Here is a 21146-nt window from a genome sequence, read left to right as displayed (position 1 = left end):
ACTTGACAAGGCGTGAAAAATGTGCTAATATGAAGCGAATATTTGTTAAAGGAGGTTGTTTTGGAATTATGAAAACAGCATACGAGTATTTAAAAGAAAAAGTGCAGGAACAAACACCGTCTATGCCGTATGACGGAAATCTTTCCGCATGGCAGCCGGTTGCCAGAGAAAAGTTAAAAAAGCTTTTGGGTATGGATAAATTTTCATATGTTTTGCCTGAAACAGTCATCGAATATGAGCAGAAAATAGAGGGGGCAACCGAAATCCGTTTTAATTTTCAGTCTGAAGCGGGATACCGTGTGCCTTGCCATTTGCTTTTGCCGGACGGCATTGAAAATCCGCCTGTTATGATTTGTCTGCAGGGGCACTCTAAGGGGATGCACATCTCGTTAGGCAGACCTAAGTTTGAGGGAGACGAAATTACCATCAGCGGAGGCGACAGAGATTTTTGTGTGCGTGCGGTAAAAGAAGGCTTTGCGGCAATCGCCTTAGAACAGAGAAACTTTGGTGAATGCGGCGGTGACGAAACCGGACCGAAATGCTTTGAGCCTGCACTGACTGCTCTTTTGATGGGCAGAACCACAGTTGGCGAAAGAGTGTGGGATGTTTGCCGTTTGATTGACGTTCTGGAAAAGGATTTTTCGGATAAAGTAGATGTAAACACTGTTTGTTGCATGGGAAACTCCGGCGGCGGTACGGCAACCGCTTATGTTTCGGCGTTAGAGGACAGAATTAAGCTTGCTATGCCGTCTTGTGCAATGTGTACATATAAAGATTCCATCGGTGCAATGCGTCATTGTGCGTGCAATTATGTTCCGCATATTGCAGAATACTTTGATATGGGCGATTTGATGGCGATGGCGTATCCGAAGCCATTTATACAGGTTTCGGGCTTGGAAGATACGATTTTCCCGGTTCAGGCGGCAGAAAAAGTATTTAATGACGGTAAAAACGCCTATGCTTCCATGGGTAAAGAAGAAAACTGCGTACTGGTTAAAGGAAACGGCGGACATCGCTTTTATGCAGACGACGCATGGCCGTATGTACATAAGCTTTTAGGAAAATAAATATGGTAAAACAGACATTTTCTTTCAAAAATGTCTGTTTTTTTATTGCAAGAAATGTTTGAATCTGTTATACTGGTTACAGAAAGGAAGAGGGTGATTGGGAGTGAACTGTGAAACCTATGTAATTGAAAACGGATATGACGGAAAACAGTGTTTTGTACACGCACGGTGCTGTTATACCGATGCTTTTATGCTGGCAACAGCGCAATATTTGAGTGTGGACGGATGTGATCTTTTTTCCGGACTTTATTCAAGTTTAAGCTCAGACGGGGGTAAAACCTGGAGCCCTTTTAAACCGCAGGCAGGACTTGCGCCTATCGAGGAGGGAAATACAATAACGGTTGGCTGCGATGCAACGCCGATGTATCACAAAAAAACAGGAAAAATTCTTTTGCTTGGTCATACTACAGCGTATGAAAAGGGTGCGATGACATCTGCTGACAACAGAAGATATACCTTTTACAGCATTTATGATGAAAAATCGCAGACATTTTCTAGAATGAAGTTTCTTGAAATGCCCGAGGGGTATTTCGATTGCGGAAACGGCAGCGGACAAAGTATAGAGCTTGCAAACGGTGATTTGCTTATTCCGGTGTACTATAAAAAAGCGGACGAAAAGTATTATCATTCCATGGTTATTCGTTGCGCCTTTGACGGAGAAAATGTAAAGCTTCTGGAAATGGGAAATTCTATTACCGCCCAAATAGGCAGAGGCCTTTATGAACCATCCATTGTTTTTCATAACGGTGTTTACTACATGACGCTTCGCAATGATGAATGCGGTATGGTTGCCGAAAGTGAGGACGGATTGCATTATAAAAATCTTCAGCTCTGGAAATGGGAGGATGGAAGTATTTTACAGAATTACAACACCCAACAGCATTTTATGCAAGTTCGTGATGCGCTTTATCTGGTGTACACAAGACGAGGAGCGGATAATGACCATGTATTTCGCCACAGAGCACCCTTGTTTGCAGCTAAGGTTGAAAATATGCGTCTTTTAAAGGACAGCGAATTTGTAGTTGTGAAAGAAAGAGGCGCAAGACTCGGAAATTTTTGCGTTGCGCCCTATAAAGAGGGAAAGGCGGTTGTGATGGCAGCGGAATGGATGCAGCCTAAGGGATGTGAAGCCTATGGCAGCGATAATTCTGTGTTTATAACAGTTGTATACTAAGTAAAAAAAGGGGGAAGATAAAAATGAGAAAACCCGATGAAAAAGCGGTGGGTATCTGCGGTTTGTTTTGCGGGACTTGTCCGAGCTATCCGGAGGCGTGTCACGGTTGTCTTTCCGATAAGGTCAGAAGCAACTGTGTAGAGTGCGTTCCCGGTTTTCGCACTTGCTCGAAAGAACACGGTGTAACATACTGCTTTGAATGCAGTGCGTTTCCGTGTCAGAGACTTTTCGATTTCAGCAAAATTCACATTGTAAACGGCATTTGCCATCACGAAAACATCATCAGAGATTTAAATGAGATGAAGCAAATCGGAGCAAGAGCCTGGGCAGACCGGCAAACAAAGGAAAATCTCTGCGAAAAATGCGGAGAATTGATGTGGTGGCACGAAAAACCACATGTTTGTAAAAAATAGTGCAGTCAGATTGACTGCACTTTTGCTTTATTTAAAAATGAGTTTTCCGTTTTCTACATAGGCGTAAGGCCCCTCTTCTGTAAGTACAACTTCCTTGTTATGAACATACTTTATGGTTTTAGGTGAAATAAATTTGTCGGTTCTGCCGATTACTGCAAAGCCGTCCTTTACAGGTGCGAAAATGTATAGCTTGTATGCATCGGGAGAGGCGAGAGTCACTTCAAAGCTTTCGCCCGGCTTTAAGAAAGTAAGCGATTTGGAAAAATGCTCGTAAACCGCATATTCTTCACCTTTTAATCCGTCAACATCTTCAATGCAAATGGTTGCGGTAACCGCTTTTTCGTCGTTATCAATGTTCAAAACCGCAAGCACGCCATGTTCACCTGCAATGTTTTGTACTTTTAAAGCCTTGCCGTTTATTGTACAGTCTTCGGTTACGCAATCCATGGCAGGCACGCCCGGTCGGTCGCAACGGAGAATCTGACCATTGTCAAGTGCAAGCGGTTTTAAAAGGTCAGCATTGCTACGATTGATTTTGTCGCTGATGTAAATCGGACCGCCACTTACCGCACGCATCAGGCTGTTTTTGGATGCCTGACCGTCATCTGTCCACCACATATCCCAGTCGCACCAGTAAAACTGTCCCTGCAAAATAGAATTATAGGCACATTGCAAAATGTGTTTTTGGAACCACTCTTTGTTTTCGGGTTGGAAATCGCCCGAGGTTCTGGAAATGGGGCTTACGGTTCTTGTCCACATATCCTCGCTTGCCATACCCATGCAGTTAATCATTTGGTTATCAAAATGTTCACCCACCGAGGCTTCCATACCGTCATGGAATTCCTTTGCAACCTGCCCGACAGGTGCTAAGCCGTTATAATAACGGTTTGACATAGATTGGTTGTCAATTTTTACAAATTCCGCACCACACTTTTTATAAAAATCGTGAATGGTTTTGTAATACATATAGGATTTTTCGGTGTGCCAGTCGGGGACATATAGGTGGTTTTTAGTCTTTATCAGGCAATCTTTTAAACGGCGGTAAGCTTCACCGTCCTTTTCGATACCGCGCCAGTAGCCTGTGGTGGGATGCCACAAGCCAACACTTATGCCATATTCCTTTATTTTATCAATGGTGTGCTTTAAACCGTTCGGAAAACGTATGGGGTCGGCGTCAAAGTGGGAGAGTGCAGACCGATGCATAAGGGTTACCATTTCCCCGAAATTTGCATACTCTTTTCCGTAGAAGCTATGCACTTCCATCCACATATCATCAAGAATTGCCCATTTTACGGGAATGTTTTTTTCTTTAAATTCTTCGCACTTTTCAAGCAAGCCCTCTTCGCTGACACGGATTTGCATCGCATCCCAGCTACACCAGCCTAAGGTATCAAAAATAGCAGGGTATCTTCTGTCGTGACGGTGTCTTGTGCCGTTGTTTAAAATTTCAAGAGCTGTTTTAACACATTTTTCGGTAAGCTCAAAGGGGTTTTTACCAACTGCGTACAAGAAGGATAAGCCTTTGCAGTCAAAAAGGCCCTCGTAGTGGGAAAAGCAACGCACCGAAAACTCTGATTCGGATTTACCGCGGATAACCGACTTGTATTTGTCGTTCACCACGGGTACAACAACCAAAAATTCATTGGTTTTAAGCTTTATAATCAAAAGCTGTGTTTCGTCGGGCAAATTCTTTGTGTTGTCTGCAAAATACGGTGCACACCAGTATTCGCATCTTCTGTAGTTTGCCATACAGCTTTTGATATCGGCGTTTATCGCAACATCTGCCACAACACCTTTATCGGGATGAATGGTATAATCTTCACCGATTCCAATACTGTTTGGAGCAATTGCGTCAATAAAAACAGCGGTAACACCGTTATCCGAGGCTTTTTCGTAAACGGTGACAATGTCTTTGCAGACGGTGTCGGATGCAGTATTTATGTATGCGGAATAGTTTAACATTTGCTTTTCCTCCTTTGTTCGATATTGTCATTTTAGCACAGCAAAAATTCTTTGTCAAGAAAGAAAAATACCTTGACATATTCCTGATTTGTGGTACAATTAAAATAAGAAAAAATGCAAAGGAGAAGATGTATTATGAAAATTGGTGCACAGCTTTACACTGTACATGATTACACCAAAACTTTAGAAGATTTTTCCGAAACCTTAAAAAAGGTAGCAGATATCGGTTATACCTCTGTGCAGGTTTCGGGTACCTGCGCATACGAGCCTGAATGGCTTCGTGATGAACTGAAAAAGAATGGCTTGACTTGTGATTTAACACATTTTGCATTTGATGCCGTGGTAGCGGATGCAAAAAAAGTGGCAGAGGATCACAAAATTTTTGGTTGCAAATATGTTGGCCTTGGCTCAATGCCGCATCTTTGGGACAGCGTTAGTGAACAAAACAACGGTTACTGGGAAGAATTTAAAGAAAAGGCGTTGCCGGCACTTAAAATCTTACAGGAAAACGGTGCGTACTATATGTACCATAACCATGACAAAGAATACATGGATGTAAACGGCAAACGTGCTATGGATTTCTTAAAAGATGAATTCCCGGCAGATTTGATGGGCTTTACATTGGATACCCATTGGATTGTTCGCGGCGGCGAGGATGTTATTTCGGAATTTAACCGCTTTAAAGGTAGAATTCCCTGCGTGCATTACAAAGATTTAATCACAATGCCCGACGGCGAAAAGAGATTCGCGCCTGTTGGCCACGGTGAACTGGATTTTGAAAAAATCATTCAGACCTCTTTGGACTTAGGCGTAGAATTTGCGTTTGTAGAACAGGATAATTCTTATGGCGAAGACCCGTTCGTAAATCTTAAAAAGAGCTACGATTACTTAAAATCTATGGGCTTAAACTAAGCATAAAAACAGCCTTGCAATGCAAGGCTGTTTTTTTATTTTATGCCAAGTATACGTTTTGCGTTTCCTGAAAGAATCATTTCTTTTTCGCTGTCTTTAATGCGGTTATCCCAAAGCACACCGCCTAAGAACATTGACGTGTTACAGATGGGATAGTCCGAACCGTACAAAATACGTTCTGCACTGCTTTTGTCAATCAATTTTCTGAGCACGCCGTAACGAAAGAGTCCCGTGCCCGATAAATCCAGGTAATAGTTTTCACTCATTTTCATGCGCTCTAAATGACGCATAACATGGTTGTATTCTCCCGGATGTGCTGCCACAAAGGTTACATTCGGATGCCTTTTAACAAGTGCATCCATGCCGTCTTCGTCAGCTGAAGAATGAAAGCTTACCACCATATTAAACTTTTGTGCTTCCTCTAAAATACAGGAAAATTCGTCGCATGCATAAGAATCCCAACCATCAAGATACGGAACCAGTTCGCCGATTAGTCGGATGCCCTTTTCGTGCATTCTGTGAATTTCTTTAACCGATTCATCCACGAATTTCGGATGTACATGAAAACCCGGCACATAAAACGAACCGTAGATTTCTTTCAAACGTAATGCATCATCGTTATTCTTTTTGATTTTGGATAAATAATTTCCGTCTTCAGGCTTTTGGGTCGATACCACAGAACCACAGATTTTTGAAACCCCAAAGCTTAGGAATTCTTCTTTTGTTTTTTGAATGTCCATGTCACACACATCCTTGTGCGCACAGATGTTATTTTCTGCACAGGTAAAGGGGTGTGTATGAAAATCAATGATTTCAAATGCCATAAGCTTCTCCTTTTGTATTATTGGGTAAGTTTGCTTTGGAGTGAGCGAAGCTTTTTGCACGCGGATTCAAATTCCTCTGCCGAATAGTAGCTTTTTTCGTTCCATAAGCGGTCTGCAGCCATGGGCAGATTGGTAAGAAAGCTTCCTTTTTCCTGCTCGGGCGTGCATTCCCATTGACAAAGCATACCGCCTAAAACCATGTCGGTGGGCGTAACATTGATGGGGTTTTTGAATGCCGGTGAAAAGTCAGCAAAATGCTGCCAGTTGTGTACGTTCCAGTCCTTTTCGATAACGGTCCATTGTCTGTCCTTTCTGGAGGGCGGAAGAATGTACATAGGCTTCCAGGAGGTGTTGATTACGCGAAAGCCTTGTTCTAACAGGTCGGGCGCTAACTGGTAATAGCTTTCAAATTCCATAACAATTACGTCTCTTGAAATGTCGTCTGCCCCTTCTCTGGGGAAGCCCTCCCACACGATTGGCGTTTTGCCAAGCTCTAAGCAGATGTCGGTGACCTTTTTTACAAAGTGGCTGTAAAGGGCAAGGGTAGTGGGAATATTATGTTTTTCCATATACGCTTTGCATAGGGTGCATTTTGCCCAGTTTTCGTGGCGCGCTTCGTCACAGCCCACATGAATGTATTTTGAATACACAAACGTTTCGCAGATTTCCTTTAAAAATGCACGGATGTTTTGGAAAATATCGGGTCTGCCGATGCACATTAGTCTGTCTTTTGCGGCACGCAAAGCATCTGCGTGGGCACTCACTGCGGCACGGTTGTCCATTTCGTCCTCGAATACATTACCAAACAGCTCAGGATATGTATCAATCAAGGCTTCCGAGTGTCCGATGCCCTCAAATTCGGGCACCAATTCCACGCCTGCCTCGTGCGCATATTCTACAATAAATGCAATTTCCTGCTTGGTGTAGCTTCTGCCCGGTGTTGCAGCTTTTGGGAACGCATCAAAGGGCAATGTCCAGCTGGGATTGTCAGTAAAATGCAGCTGCAGATATTTAATCTTGTTGATATAGCACAAATCAATGTATTCAATAATGACCTCAACCGGATGCCATTGCCGTGCAAGGTCAGACATAAATCCGCGGAAATCTTTATCGGGCTTTTCTGCGAATTTTGCATTGACAAGGGTAATGCTTTTATCTTCATTGACCTCCATCAACTGTAAAAGCGAGGCTAAGCCGTATCTTGCACCCTCGGGAGAAGATGCAAAAATGGTCGCACCGTCTATTTCATATGCATCAGCAGGCAAATCAGCCTTACAGCAAAGCTTAATGCCGTTGTCACCCTGATTTAAGTAAATGCCATACAGCTTTTTAACCATGCGTGAAAACGCCTTTACACAAAATAAAAGTGTCTCGTCTGCCGTAATTTCAGGCGGAATGGTTATCCTGCCGTTTTCGGAATACTGTTTTGGTTTCGGAACAATCTGCATAGTATTTCCTCCCGTTTTTTGATGAGTTAATCCTATCACAAAACAGAATTTCTGTCAATCAATTTATGTTATATTCACGAATTTATGAAAAATTGCTAACCCTGAAGCGGGACAAATTTGCAAAATCTGACTTTTTTAGATTTAATTATACGATTGCTCCCTAAAACGCAACGTTTGTTCCGAATTGTTGACAAAAATAAAAAACTGTACTATACTAATCTTGCATAAAGGGGGCGCTCTTATGAAGAGAGAAATTATGTTAACATTTATTTTGTTTTTCATAAGTTGCATCTTTTCTGCTGAGGTGGTATTTGCAGATGTACCACGGATAAGCAATGAAGATGTTGAAGTGATAACAAAGGAAGAGGCAGAAAGATATCCCGGCACACAGGTGTGGACCGGAAAAGAAGTATTGCACAAAGAATATAACGAAGAAACGGACGAGTTTGAGCTTTGGTATGTGGATGTTGACGGATTTTCCTTGGAAAAGATTGAGCAATATTCTCAGTGGAAGAAAATGGATTTAATCTGGCTTAAGGAGAAATCTGTATACTTGTCTATATCGACATATTTACCCGGACAGGACTATCTTTTTGACAGCAGTAACTATACATCCCCATTTTATATTCTGGACGAAAATTTCAACATATTAAAAACAATAGAACACCCAGGAGCTATTATTCGATATGGTTTCCGGGATGGGATGTTTCATTATGTAACTATGGAACGGATATCGCCACAATATCCATCCAACACAATTGATTCGTCTGACTTTAAGTACACCTATTTCAGGACAAGGGATTTTGAAAATATTGAGTCAAGTGACAGCTATGATACTTTTGGTTTTGATGGCATAAAATACGAGTTCAAAGATAGATTTTCCAAATATCAAAAGATTTATGAGAGCGAACAAATACAAGGTTTAACAGATTGGTGTGGCACTTATTATATATTACAACAAAGTATGTACCATTGCGTCTCTTTGGATGGCGTTTATTTTACCAGAGTGCCGGAAATGCTTGAAAGAAGTATTTTGTCTGAAATTAGGGTTGACAGCAACATATGGTACGCAAATGGCTATGTTATGGTAGAAACAGGAGATACATTATATAAATATAAATTTGATCCGGCTCCGGCCATTTATGTGGTTTTGAATGGGAGAATATTATGCTTTGATCAATCTCCTGTTGTAGAAAATGACAGAACATTAGTACCAATGCGTTTTCTGTTTGAACAAATGGGTGATACCGTTACATGGGATGAAGAGACCATGACTGCAACAGCATCCAATGGAGAAAATACTATTGTTTTTGGTATTGATAATGTAAATGCAACCGTGAATGGTGAAGCTGAAATTATGGATGTGCCTGCTCGACTGATTAACGACAAAACCTATGTGCCTTTGCGGTTCCTTTCGGAAAATTTAGGCTACACCGTATTGTGGGATGATGAGACCAATACAGCAACCATTCTTACCGACCCGACTAAATATACAGAGCCTACCGACATTCGTTGCTCTATTAACGGCATTATGGTAGACAGTTTTGCTATTGCGGGTAATCAGTATATTCCGTTGTACATGCTTCCTAATTATGGTTTTGCCGTAACTCAAAATGGTGATGACAGATTTTTGGAGCGAAGCAGTAAAACGGACTTTACAGGTGTATCTGCCCGAAATGATATCAATCAGGATTATTTTCCGGTATCGGAAAACAAGAATCCGGTTTATATAAACGGGAAATTGGCAAACACGTATAAGGTGAATGGCGGAATTGTAATTCAGGCAGATGAACTTTTGGCATTCGGTACAGCTGCTTTCAATCCCGAAACCCGTGTGTTTGAAATTCAGATTCAATAAACAAAACAAACTAAAACAAGGCTACCTTATGGTAGCCTTGTTTTTATTATAAGCTTTTTGTGAGCGTTCCGTCAACAAGGACAGAAGCTTTTTTATCGCCACAGAGAATATGTACTTTTTTCGGTGTGTCGGACTGGATTTTCACGGTTACATTTTGTTCGTTCCACTCTAAATCCACAGTAAGACCGCCTACAGCACAAACACCTTTTAACGCGCCCTTGTTCCATTTATTCGGGCAGGCAGGGAGCAGGTCAAGCACAATCTCGTCATTTTCAAAACGGCTTTGCATCAGCATATGGATGATGCCGGTTGAAAAAGCAAAGTTTCCGTCAATCTGGAAGGGCGGATGTGCGTCAAACAAATTCGGGAAAGAAGATTTTTGAAGAAGATGATCCACATATTGTTTTGCTTTTTCGCCATTTTTCAGGGCTGCCCAAAGCAAAATAATCCAACCACAGCTCCAGCCGGTGTGTCCGCCGCCGTTTTCCAGACGGCATTCAAGGGAGCGCTTTGCAGCCTCTTTCAGCTTTTCGTCACGCACTAATGTGTTGCCCGGGTATAAGCCATAAAGGTGCGACAAATGTCTGTGTCCTTTTTCGATTTCAATAAACTCTTCGTCCCATTCCAAAAGTCTGCCGTCCGAACCGATTTTATAGGGGGCAAGTTTTGAATACGAAGCTTTTACTTTTTCGGTAAAATCGTCCGAAATGCCTAAAATTTCAGTCATTTTCATGAAATTTTCAAACAATTCGAACAAAATGCCCTTGTCCATGGCACACATTTTAGTTACTGCCACACGGTTGCCGTCAATATCGTAGGCATTTTCGGGAGACACGGACGGGATGGTGACCAGTTGACCGTTTTTGTCCTCGTAAAGAAAATCTAAATAGAACTGTACCGCTTCTTTGGTAATGGGGTACGCCGTTTCTTTCAGGAAATCTTCGTCCTGTGTGTAAGCGTAATGTGTCCACAAATGCTCGCACAACCAGCCGCTGCCCATGGGCCATACGGCATGCTGTGGGTATCCGTCTGCCGGAGAACACTTGCGCCAGATATCAATGTTGTGGTGTGCTACCCAGCCACCGCAGTCGTAGTAATCTCTTGCGGATTGTTTTCCTGCCTCTCTAAGCTCTCTTAACATCTGCATCAAAGGCTCATGGCATTCCGAGAGGTTTGCAGGCTCTGCCAGCCAGTAATTCATTTCCAGATTGATGTTTGAGGTGTATCCCGAGCACCAGGGCGGAATGAATTTGTTGTTCCAAATGCCCTGTAAATTCGCAGGCTGTGCACCGGGAGCAGAGGAGGTGATCAAAAGATAACGGCCGAAATTAAACATCAGTTCAATCGCTTCGTTAGAAGCCTCAAAACGCTCAGCGTCTGCAGTAAATGTATCGGGCTTAGTAAAGGGAAGCTCTAAGGTAACTCTGTCATATAAAGCGCGGTGTGCTTGAACATGTTCTTCGTATACCTTGTCAAGCCCGGTTTCGAGTGCTTTTTCAATTTTTGCTTTTGTAATGCCGAAAAGGTCTTTTTCTTTGTCAGGATATTTGTTCCATGCCACAAAATTGGTTTCGGTTGCAGCAAGCAAGACTATGTGCGTTGCATTTTGTATAAAAAATTCGTTATTGTGAACGGAAAGTGTACCATCGGTGATAACCTTGATATACACACCTGCAGAAATGGTTTGCTTTTTCGGTTCGCCGATAATCGGAACAGAGCGTGCGTTGTCGGGAGCGGAGAATATAAAACAAAGTCCGTCTTCGTCGCTTTTTACCGTTTTTGGCAAATGATTGGTAAAAGAAACGGCATAAGACAAAGCATAATCAAAGTGAAGTTCGCTGACCAATACATCTGCATCCTTTGCAATGTAAGTGCGACAGGTGTGCTTGCGGGGATAGTAATAGCTGTAGGTTTCTTCTACTGTTGCGGTTTGCAAATTCAACTCCCTTACACAGCCTTTTAAAGCAGCACCGCTTATTTTTTCCATCACAATGTCACCAAGCGGCATATAAAGTGCGCTGGGATTTAAGCATTCCAATTCATCCCACGCCTGTTTTTCGGCTTCCACGAACTGTCTGCTTTCAATCAACTCGCGGTGCTTTTTGATTTGTGCAGCACGGTTTGGTACCGAATCATCACGCACCGAATTGCTCCAGAAGGTATCAGCATTTATTGAATAACGATGTATATCGGGACCGCCCCAAACCATAGCGCCAAAGCTTCCGTTGCCGATAGGGAGTGCCTCTTCCCAAAGGGACGCAGCACGGTCAAATCGTATTTTGTTGTACATGAAATCACTCCTTTTTTGTCATTTTACCATGCGGTGAATTGGATGTCAAGAATTTATAAAATATTATTTGTAAAAGAATATATATAAAAAACGCAAGAAATGCAACGTTTACAACAATATTTGCAAAGAAAGATTTTGAATTTTATGCTATGATATACTTAGGAGAAAAAGATAGGAGAACGATTGGAAATATGAAAAAGATTGTTTTTTTAGCACTTGTTATGTGCATGGTGCTTGCTGTTGCAGTTGTAACGCATGCTGCACCGCCTAACGAAAATTATACATTGGTATATACCGATGAATTTGACGGTGACGCATTGAATACGGATGATTGGGCATACCGTACCAACACTAAAACGGGTGGTGTAAACCGTCCTGAGAATGTTCGCGTTGCGGATGGTATGCTTTATATTGATTACACAAAAGAAGACGGCACCTATTACTGTGGTGGTGTTATCAGCAAATTTTCCATGGGCTACGGCTATTACGAAACCCGTGCAAAAGTATTTAAGGACACAGGTGCTTTACATACTTCGTTCTGGATGCACGGCTTCAGCGAATCGGACGGACGACCCGCAAATATACCGCAGAAAAGCAACACGGTTGAAATTGACGGCTTTGAAATTAATTCGCATTCTTCCACGGATATATCCATTGGCTCGTATTTCAACTGGGCAAAAGGGGAAAGACAGATTCCACGATTCCATTATGAAGAAATTGACAGTGGCGAGGACTTCTTTATTGCCGGCTTTGAATGGTTACCCGACCGTATGAATTACTATATTAACGGTGAATTGGTTGGTACGCATTATAATTTTGGTGTATATGGACCATCATTCATGTGGCTGACCGCTTTGGCGCAACCTGAGGGCAGGGAAGATAAGATTGACGATACTTTACTTCCGGGCTACTCGGAGTTTGATTATATGCGGTATTATCAGATGCCCATCAAAGGCTTAAATCTTTTGGGAAACGGACATTTTGAGTATGACCGACAGGCTACAAACGAATTGTATCCCCGTTGCTTTTATGTAAAGGGAGATGTGGAGGCAACCCGAAGCTGCAGCACATTGGATGCGTATGAAGGCGTTCAATGTATGGTACAAGGGAGTGAAGAACCGTTTTCTACCTTTGCAGGACACGAAATGAAATGTCTGCTTCCGGGTAAATACACTTTTTCCGGTATGTTTAAGGCAGAAAATGTACCTGAAACTGCGCGCATGGTTATTTATGACAAAGACGGAAGTGTGATTGCTGAAAAAACAATTCCAAGGCTTGCCGAGTGGACCGAGTTGTCCATTTCGGATATCGAAATTGACGGTTACGCTTATGTTGCCATTGAATCTTCTTCCGAAACAGGCGAAAAGTTTTTGATGGTAGATAATTTAGCATTCTATATCCAGGATGGCATAACTTATGACCAGACTGCAACACCTGATTATGAACGTTACAATTTCCGCACCTCTCAGTCGGGCGAAAAAAACTACCGTAAGGGTGCTATGGACTTTGACAAGGCAACTTCTGTTGTCGGTAACTGGCAAGAGTCCGGCATAGGTGAAGGTGCTGTATTTGCTTATTACTCCGCAGAGAATGCCCTTGAATGGGAATACAAAGCAACAGAAAGCGGAATGTATAATCTTGAGGTGTATCGTTTGGATCACGAAAGCACGATGGAAAAGCAAAAATACACCATCTATGTAAACGAAGAAGAAAAAGAGAGCTTTTTGCTTCAGACCGTAAATGTTGAGGAAGGTTGGACCGTTGCAGGGAAAGTTCAGCTTGAAAAAGACGATATAGTTAAAATCAAACTTTCGCCCGGCTCGACCAAGGGGACCATGCGTTTTCAGGAAATCAACATTGTACCTGAAGCCACGAGCCAAATGTATTATACACCTCTATTCAAGCTGAATGACATGCGTATGTGCTATAAAGGTCAGGTTTATTTTGCAGATCCCGAGAATAAAAATATAACCTTGCATGAAAAAGACGGTGCGTATTATATCCCTTGTGTTTTGCTCGAAGAGTGCACTGAATTTGGGCTTACACTTCCTGAAAATGATGCATACATTTCTTTAAGTGAAGTTCTTTCGCAAACCGGCGCAAAGGCAATATGGCAGGATGAGTACCTGTACCTTGCAAAAGGCTTTGATTCGCTGAACGAAGCAACTTTGACGACCTTGATTATTGATTTGCTGACCGCACAGCACAGTGTGGAAATCAGAAAGCCTGCTTTAAGCGAGACGGTTTCGACGCTCAGCACCACAGAATACGGTATCAATGATGCTTTAAAAGAGGGTGAATGGAAGAAATCGAGTGTTTCTATTCCAAACTATTACAATCAGGGGTCAGGACGATCCGCGTGGGTTAAGAAAGTCCCCGAGACAGGTGTATACAACCTGCAATTCTGCTCTGCGGTGCATGAAAACAGTACCCCTGAGGCGTTAGTGACCGTGTATACCGACAAAGAACAGAAATCTTTCCTTCTGAACGAAAAAACAGGTGTGGCAGGTTGGTATGATGTGGGCACATACGAGCTTGAAGCCAATGAAGAGTTTGCATTGTTGCTTTCAAGGAGAGAGAACGGAACGTTGCGCGTTGCAGGCGTTCGGTTAAACTGGTTACGTCCCGAGGTTTCGGTTACGCAACAAAATGCTTCTGTTACGGTTACTCTTTCGGACTTTGCGGAAAATCAATCAGGTAAACTGATTTTTGCAGAATATGATTCAAACGGATTCTTGAAAAATGTACAACAGAAAAAGGCTTCCAAAACCGAAACCTTTGTTCTGCAGAATGCAAATAACAGCTATAAAATTATGCTGTGGGAAGAAGATACCGGATTTACGCCTATTTCTCATGTTTATGAACTGTAAAATTAAATCCCGAAACGAATTCGTTTCGGGATTTTTTTATATTATTGTAAAACTTCGCTGGGATATGGGTCGGTCGCCTTTAATCCTTCTACAATCTTACCGTGTCGGGTAAACTCAGGATTTTCTGCATATTCAGGCATTTGCCATACGCGAACGTAATCTACAACTTGTGCCTGTCCTTCAATGGGGAAGTTTTCGGATTCAGCCAGTCCGCCGGGGACTGCGTTGGACAGGAACGGGAACACCGGCAAATGCTCTAAATTATCTGCCCGAAGCAATTCTTCGCCGTCAAAATAGAAAATAACCTCTTCGGGAGTCCATTTTAATGCGTAGGTGTGATAGTCTGCAGATAAATCGTATTTCGCCTTGTATTCAATGAAATCTCTTTCATGTCCGTTTTTATAGTGATGATAGGTTACGTCCACCAGGTTGGGGAATTTGCCCTCGTTGATGTCAAATTCAAACTTTAATGTTTCGTCTTCTGCGGTTTCGGGTACAAAGCCGGAGTGCACCCAGAAAGAATTGTTTACGGTAGGTACCTTCGGAAGTTTAAATCTGGCTTCCCAATATCCATACGCCTGACGGAATACCTCGTGACGCACATAAACACTTCCCGATGTCCATGCCGCTTGCTGTTCGGGTGTGCCCTTTAAAATCATTAAATGCAACGCACCGTCTTTTACAACGGCGTTTTCAGGCCATCTGGAATATGCGCCGCGCAACCCGGACATGGATGTCCATACCGACCAATCTAAACTGTCACCGTTAAATTCATCGTTAAAGGTTAATACCCAGTCCTCATCTGCCGGGGGACCTGACCATACACACATCTCCATAAACCGTTTTAAAATCACGGTGGCTTGCGCACGGGTTGCAGTTTCCTGTGGTGCGATTAAAGTGTCGGATACACCTTGAATCAATCCCGCCTGAACCATGTACTGCAAAGATTCTTTTGCCCATTCGGATACGGTTTCAGTATCTGTAAAAGTATCCCACTTTTCAGGCATGGTTTCTACCCATTGATCATTTTTGCCGATTGCACGAATCGCGTTGCAGGTGATCAGTGCCATTTCCTCACGGGTGATGGGTTGGTCAGGCTTAAAACCATCTTCTGTGGGCAAGCCGTTAAGTAATCCGTTTGCTTTAGCGGTTGCTACATAGGTTGCATACCAGGCATCTGACGGAATATCTGTATAGCTTTCACCTGTGATCAGTTCATAGCCCATTGCTCTGTCTAAAATAGTGATGTATTCTGCTCTTGTGATTTGTGCTTCCGGATCAAATGTTTTTTCAGCTACGCCCTGTACCATGCCTTTAGATGCCATGTATTCCACATCATAGTTTGCCCAATGTTCTGTCATATCATCAAAATTGTCCATGGGCGCAAAAAAGCTTTTTGCGGCATTTAAGAGTACATCTGCACTCATTTGAGGAGATACATAGTAGGTCTTTTCTATTTCACCTGCTTCGTTTAATGCTTCAAACGCAACGGTAGAGGCACGGTTGTTGGTCATTTCGTCACCAACGCCCTGGCATATTAAACGTACAAATTCCTCTTCGGGATTGCCTGAAAAATCAAAGGTACCGATGTCACGCCAGCCATCTTTTTCTACTGCAGACAAGTCAATATGGAAACTGTCTACTTTGCCGTTGTGATGCACTTCATACAAAACATCGGTGGTCTGGTATTTGTTCCAGTATAAAAGATAAAGTTGAACACGCACATTGCCCGCTTTTGTAATGCCGGGGTAGTAGGTAACGGTTGCCTCTTCACCTGCGCCTGCAATCCACATGGAGTGGGGTGCATCCGCCATGGGTCCCTTTAATCGGGAACTGAATGTCCAGTTCCCCTTAACCGAAACATAACCGGAGAGGGGATCGTGAATCATGCCGTCATCAACAGGTGCTTCGTCTGCAAAAACAGGAATGCATGCCAGAAGCAGACAAAGCAATACCAAAAATGCTATACATTTTTTCATTGAATTTCCTCCTTAAGGATAGAACGGGTCGCATGTAGCGACCCGTTTTGTAATTTATTGTTCAGCAGTTTTTGTCGGGTAAGCCTCTGCAGGTCCTAAGCCTTCCACAACCTCACCAAACATGGTGATTTGCGGATTTTCTGCATCGGCAGGTCTTTGCCAGATGCGAACATAGTCTACAATCTGTGCTTTACCGTCTGCCGGATAGTTGCGCATTTCACCGCAATTTACCATGATAGCAGAGGATAAAAGCGGATAAACGGGAACATGGTCTAAAGTGGGGCAACGCATAACTTCTTTGCCGTCAAAATAGAAAATCATTTCGTCTTTATCCCATTCCATAGCATATACATGATAGTCTGCCGAAAGGTCATACTGTGCTTCGTAGCGAACGTGGTCTTTTTCGTGACCATTCTTGTAGTGATGATAGGTTACATCTACGATATTCGGATATTTACCTTCGTTGATGTCCTGCTCGTATTTTAAAGTATCATCAGTTACTTCAGGTAATTTTACCAGACCGGAGTGGGTCCAGAAGGAGTTGTTTGCAAGGGGGATATCAGTAATTTTATATCTTGCTTCCCAGTAACCGTAGCTCTGACGGAATACTTCGGGACGTACCCAGATATTACCGGAAGTCCAGCCTCTTGGAATATCATCGCGCTGCTGTATTTCAAGGTGTACCGCACCGTCTTTTACAATTACATTTTCGGGCCATCTGGAAATGCCGTTAGAGGCAGTGCTTGCCTGCGATATCCATACAGACCAGTCAACAGAATCACCGTTAAATTCGTCGTTAAAGGTTAAAACCCATTCTTCGTCTGTCGGCGGTCCTGCCCATACAAACATCTGCATAAATCTCTTCAAGATAACCGCACCCTGTGCTCTTGTTGCGTTTTCCAGAGCAGAAACGGTGGTTTCGGAGGTACCCTTGATGATGCCGGTCTTGATTAAGTACTGCAAAGCTTCTTTTGCCCAGGGGGAAACGGAATCGGTGTCGGTAAAGCTTGCCCAGCCATCAGCCATATCGGAAAGCCATTCGTCGTTTTTACCAATCTGCTTGATGGCATTGTAAGTAAAGAGTGCCATTTCCTCACGGGTAATAGGTTGTTCGGGTTTAAAGCCAACGTCTGTGGGCAAGCCGTTTAACAATCCGTTTGCTTTTGCGGTTGCCACATAGGTTGCATACCATTCGGAAGCAGGAACATCTGCGTAAGATTCACCGGTAATCAGTTCGTAGCCGAGTGCTCTGTCCAAAATGGTTACATATTCAGCTCTTGTGATCTGCGCTTCGGGATCAAATAAGCCTTCGCCAACGCCCGATATTAAACCTTCGTTTGCCATGTATTCCACATCATAGTGTGCCCAATGGCTTACCATGTCAGTAAATTTGTTCAAGGGGGCGAGGGTAGCAAGCTTTTCTTCTTTAACTTTGTTTAAGTCCACATCAGGGGTCACAAAGTGTGTGGAAGTTACTGCATCGCCTGCATCGTTTAAGTACTCAAACATTATGGTAGATGCTCGCACGTTTCCGGTTGCACCGGTGCAGATCAGCTTTACATATTCATCCGCGTTGCCCGAAAAATCATAGGTGCCTAAAACAATCCATTTGCTTTCGGAAAGTTTTGAAAAGTCAATGTGTTTTTCATCGGTTTTGCCTGCGGAGAACACATCATAACGCACATCATTTGTCAAATCGCCCGCTTTATAAAATACACCGTATACCGAAATACGTACTTTTCCGGGGGTGGTTAACTGCGGCTTGTACAAAATAGTGTCCGCATCTGTGCTGTTTTGTACATAAAAAGTCATAGATGCACGAACCATGGGTGAGGAAGCTGCAGTAGAGGATTTCCAATTTTCGCTCATTACGCATTCACCAACAGAACCCGTAGGGATGCCTTTTGCCTTAGCAGCAACTGAAAAAGCAGGAACGGGTGCGGTTTGTGCATTTGCATCAATCACGCCTGCAGGCGTTTCGGGAACAACAGGTTCGGTGGGGGTGTTAAGCTCCACATCCTTTGCACTTGTGGGGGTAAGACCCGGTTTTACAGCAGCAGAGGTGGGAACAAATTTAACTGCATTTGCACGAACGGTATCGCCGTTGCAAATCTGCATAATCTTTTCGTCCTCTGTGCCTGCAAAATCGTAAATACCAATGGATACCCAGCCGGAGGCATAGGTTTCTGCGTCACCATGGGTGTAAACCGCAGCTTGAGATTTCTGTCCATTATGATAAATATCAATTACAGTTTCCGCCTCATTGTTTTTGTGAGGCATAGCCCAGTAGTATACTTCATAATTGCCCTTCGTTAAACCTTTGGGCACATACGTTAAATAGTCACCGGATGTCTGGGAGTATACGGATTTGCCGGAGTAAGCCTTAACGGCATTAGATGCTCTCCAGCCACCTACCTGCTCAGTTACAATCGTTACAATTTCATTTGCAAATTTTTCGGTAGTAAAAGTGTGAATTGCAGGGGTAAGAGAAGTGGCAGACCCATCTGTCTTGCCGGGTGTTGCCGGTGTTTCGGGAGCGGGCTTGGATACCTCTACACGTTCTTCAACAGGCTGGTTGCCTGCCTGTAAATCCTTTTTAGTGGGAACTAAACGAATGGCAGAAGCGCGGTCGGACATGCTGTTGGAAATCTGTAATGCTTTTTCATCGCCTTTGCCTGCAAAATCGTAAACACCCATGGAAACCCAACCGGGTGCTAATTCTTCACCGTTTGTTTTGCTGTAAACAGCCGCTTTAGAAACTTTTCCGTTGTGTTGAATATCTAAAACGGTTTCGGAAGAGCTTTTGGAGTGAGGCATAGTCCAGAAATACAGCTCGTAGTTGCCGGCAGAAATACCTGTAATGGGGTAAGTTACCGAGCAACCTGCTGTTGCACTGTAAATGTGCTTACCGCCGTTGTAGCCTTTGATTGCACTCGATGTTCTCCATTCGCCGGTTTGTTCACCGTAAGGAATGATAATTTCTCCGGGAAGAGAATCGGTGGTGAAGGTCTGTGACCCTACAGATGGTCTGGTTACAGTGGCTTCCGCCGCATAAGCGGGAATGCAGGAAAGTAACAAGCAAACCATAACCAGGTACGCAATTGTTTTTTTCATTTTTTGTCCTCCTTGAAAAAATGTGTAAAATTGTGCACAAGGCTCTTGACTTGTGCATTTTTGTATTTTATAATACTATTATAACATGATTTAATCCAAATGAAAAGGAAGATAATGCACAGAAAGATGATGATTGTGCATGTAAAGGAGAAAAATGCAAACCGCGCAAAGAATTTTGAATTATATACACTATTTAAAAGAAAAGATTGGATTTTCTGTTTCCATTCATTTTCATATGGCACCCGCATCATGTATTCTGAGAATAATGGGTGCTTTTCGCGAACATGAGGGGGCATATTGTGTTTATATCTCTCAAAACAACAATGAAGTGCATAACAAATGTCTGGAATGTCAGCGTAAGGCGGTATCAAAAGTACGGAAATCAGGCGCTTTTTCAGGTGTATGCCACGCGGGTGTGTTTGAGTATGTTTATCCCGTGACCATAAACGGCAAAACAGATGGAATTTTATGTGTAAGCGGTTATGCTGCTGAAAATAAAAGCGAATATATTGATAAACTTGAAAAAGTGTACGGTCTGGACAGACGTGTAACGCAAACAACCTATTCAACCCTTGAAACAAATATTCCGTCGAAAGAAGACGTGGATGTATTGATTTATCCGCTTCTCAGCATGATAGAGCTCTTATCCTACGAAGATAAAATCAAGAACGAGCCGAGCACACCGCTCTCTGAAAAAATTTTAGAACACTGTCGATGGAATTTTCTGAAAAAAATCACCACAGAAGATATTTGTAACAAGTTTTTCTGCAGTCGTTCCTATGTGGCACATATGTTTAAAAAAGAAACGGGAAAAAGCCTGCCCGAATACATTAATTTTTATCGTATAAAGACCGCAAAACACATTTTAAAAACGACGGATGCAGGAATAACAGAGGTGGCAACCCTATCTGGCTTTGAAGACCGTGGCTATTTTTCCAAATGCTTTAAAAAAGAAACAGGACTAACACCCAGAGAATGGCGAAAACAAAATAAAAAGGGAATGTAAAAAAAGTCCGGATCGCAAAAACGCGAGTATAAAGGCGAACAAAGTTTGTGCAAACTTACGAGAAAGACACGAAATGAAGAAAACACGCAAAATTTTGCGTGTTTTCTTTTGATAAATGCGTTTTTGCTATGAACAAACTTCGCCTCTCGACGTACCTTTGTACGCCTTCGGGTAACCCCAAACCGCGATGCAACGCGGTTTGGGCTCAGTTTGTCCATTCCAAACATTT

The 21146-nt window shown here is 42.8% G+C and carries 13 protein-coding genes; 7 read left to right on the top strand and 6 right to left on the bottom strand.

Going from position 1 to position 21146, the window contains the following annotated elements:
* The first annotated feature begins 68 nt into the window (after positions 1 to 68).
* From IJE10_07295 to IJE10_07285, 3 genes are all read left to right on the top strand, one after another.
* Complete coding sequence (locus IJE10_07295; protein MBQ2967903.1) at positions 69 to 1067, top strand: hypothetical protein; 999 nt, start codon at positions 69 to 71, stop codon at positions 1065 to 1067.
* A gap of 103 nt (positions 1068 to 1170) precedes the next feature.
* Positions 1171 to 2241 (top strand): exo-alpha-sialidase, encoded by a 1071-nt coding sequence (locus tag IJE10_07290; protein ID MBQ2967902.1) that lies wholly within the window; start codon positions 1171 to 1173, stop codon positions 2239 to 2241.
* Between the two features lie 23 nt (positions 2242 to 2264).
* A complete protein-coding gene (locus IJE10_07285) occupies positions 2265 to 2654 on the top strand; it encodes a DUF3795 domain-containing protein (protein MBQ2967901.1) in 390 nt (129 codons plus the stop codon).
* Positions 2655 to 2681: 27 nt separating this feature from the next.
* On the opposite strand, the gene IJE10_07280 is transcribed toward IJE10_07285, so the two are convergent.
* Positions 2682 to 4616, bottom strand: coding sequence for a hypothetical protein (locus IJE10_07280; protein MBQ2967900.1), 1935 nt, complete (start codon positions 4614 to 4616; stop codon positions 2682 to 2684).
* Between the two features lie 135 nt (positions 4617 to 4751).
* On the opposite strand from IJE10_07280, the gene IJE10_07275 reads away from it, so the two are divergent.
* Positions 4752 to 5528, top strand: coding sequence for a sugar phosphate isomerase/epimerase (locus IJE10_07275; GenBank protein ID MBQ2967899.1), 777 nt, complete (start codon positions 4752 to 4754; stop codon positions 5526 to 5528).
* A 35-nt stretch (positions 5529 to 5563) separates the two neighbouring features.
* Here IJE10_07275 and IJE10_07270 read toward each other — a convergent pair whose 3' ends face one another.
* On the bottom strand, positions 5564 to 6352 hold the full coding sequence (locus IJE10_07270) for an amidohydrolase (GenBank protein ID MBQ2967898.1): 789 nt from the start codon (positions 6350 to 6352) through the stop codon (positions 5564 to 5566).
* 17 nt (positions 6353 to 6369) lie between these two features.
* Entirely contained in the window at positions 6370 to 7800 is a 1431-nt protein-coding gene (locus IJE10_07265) for a family 20 glycosylhydrolase (GenBank protein ID MBQ2967897.1), read from the bottom strand.
* Positions 7801 to 8041: 241 nt separating this feature from the next.
* Here IJE10_07265 and IJE10_07260 point away from each other — a divergent pair, with 241 nt between their 5' ends.
* Entirely contained in the window at positions 8042 to 9658 is a 1617-nt protein-coding gene (locus tag IJE10_07260) for a copper amine oxidase N-terminal domain-containing protein (protein ID MBQ2967896.1), read from the top strand.
* Between the two features lie 46 nt (positions 9659 to 9704).
* Here IJE10_07260 and IJE10_07255 read toward each other — a convergent pair whose 3' ends face one another.
* Complete coding sequence (locus IJE10_07255; GenBank protein ID MBQ2967895.1) at positions 9705 to 11948, bottom strand: glycoside hydrolase N-terminal domain-containing protein; 2244 nt, start codon at positions 11946 to 11948, stop codon at positions 9705 to 9707.
* Positions 11949 to 12139: 191 nt separating this feature from the next.
* On the opposite strand from IJE10_07255, the gene IJE10_07250 reads away from it, so the two are divergent.
* The gene (locus IJE10_07250; GenBank protein MBQ2967894.1) at positions 12140 to 14818 is read left to right on the top strand and encodes a family 16 glycosylhydrolase; all 2679 of its coding nucleotides are present in this window, start codon (positions 12140 to 12142) and stop codon (positions 14816 to 14818) included.
* Positions 14819 to 14859: 41 nt separating this feature from the next.
* On the opposite strand, the gene IJE10_07245 is transcribed toward IJE10_07250, so the two are convergent.
* Both IJE10_07245 and IJE10_07240 read right to left on the bottom strand, forming a co-directional pair.
* Complete coding sequence (locus IJE10_07245) at positions 14860 to 16797, bottom strand: S-layer homology domain-containing protein (protein MBQ2967893.1); 1938 nt, start codon at positions 16795 to 16797, stop codon at positions 14860 to 14862.
* Between the two features lie 54 nt (positions 16798 to 16851).
* Positions 16852 to 19911 carry an S-layer homology domain-containing protein gene (locus IJE10_07240; GenBank protein ID MBQ2967892.1) on the bottom strand — a complete coding sequence of 1020 codons (3060 nt, stop codon included), beginning with the start codon at positions 19909 to 19911 and terminating at the stop codon, positions 16852 to 16854.
* A gap of 154 nt (positions 19912 to 20065) precedes the next feature.
* Between IJE10_07240 and IJE10_07235 the strand changes: the two genes are divergently transcribed.
* Positions 20066 to 20917 (top strand): helix-turn-helix transcriptional regulator, encoded by an 852-nt coding sequence (locus IJE10_07235; protein MBQ2967891.1) that lies wholly within the window; start codon positions 20066 to 20068, stop codon positions 20915 to 20917.
* Positions 20918 to 21146 lie beyond the last annotated feature (229 nt).

The sequence above is a fragment of the Clostridia bacterium genome, assembly GCA_017410375.1.
Classification (GTDB): Bacteria; Bacillota; Clostridia; order RGIG6154; family RGIG6154; genus RGIG6154.
Note: the sequence above shows the minus strand (reverse complement) of the source record. Positions and strands in the feature narration are given on the sequence as shown.

Excerpts from the sequence above, each read along its gene's own strand:
- IJE10_07245 (MBQ2967893.1), bottom strand. The coding sequence starts at position 16,797 with ATGAAAAAATGTATAGCATTTTTGGTATTGCTTTGTCTGCTTCTGGCA.
- IJE10_07260 (MBQ2967896.1), top strand. The coding sequence starts at position 8,042 with ATGAAGAGAGAAATTATGTTAACATTTATTTTGTTTTTCATAAGTTGC.
- IJE10_07255 (MBQ2967895.1), bottom strand. The coding sequence starts at position 11,948 with ATGTACAACAAAATACGATTTGACCGTGCTGCGTCCCTTTGGGAAGAG.
- IJE10_07270 (MBQ2967898.1), bottom strand. The coding sequence starts at position 6,352 with ATGGCATTTGAAATCATTGATTTTCATACACACCCCTTTACCTGTGCA.
- IJE10_07240 (MBQ2967892.1), bottom strand. The coding sequence starts at position 19,911 with ATGAAAAAAACAATTGCGTACCTGGTTATGGTTTGCTTGTTACTTTCC.
- IJE10_07250 (MBQ2967894.1), top strand. The coding sequence starts at position 12,140 with ATGAAAAAGATTGTTTTTTTAGCACTTGTTATGTGCATGGTGCTTGCT.
- IJE10_07280 (MBQ2967900.1), bottom strand. The coding sequence starts at position 4,616 with ATGTTAAACTATTCCGCATACATAAATACTGCATCCGACACCGTCTGC.
- IJE10_07295 (MBQ2967903.1), top strand. The coding sequence starts at position 69 with ATGAAAACAGCATACGAGTATTTAAAAGAAAAAGTGCAGGAACAAACA.
- IJE10_07285 (MBQ2967901.1), top strand. The coding sequence starts at position 2,265 with ATGAGAAAACCCGATGAAAAAGCGGTGGGTATCTGCGGTTTGTTTTGC.
- IJE10_07235 (MBQ2967891.1), top strand. The coding sequence starts at position 20,066 with ATGCAAACCGCGCAAAGAATTTTGAATTATATACACTATTTAAAAGAA.
- IJE10_07275 (MBQ2967899.1), top strand. The coding sequence starts at position 4,752 with ATGAAAATTGGTGCACAGCTTTACACTGTACATGATTACACCAAAACT.
- IJE10_07265 (MBQ2967897.1), bottom strand. The coding sequence starts at position 7,800 with ATGCAGATTGTTCCGAAACCAAAACAGTATTCCGAAAACGGCAGGATA.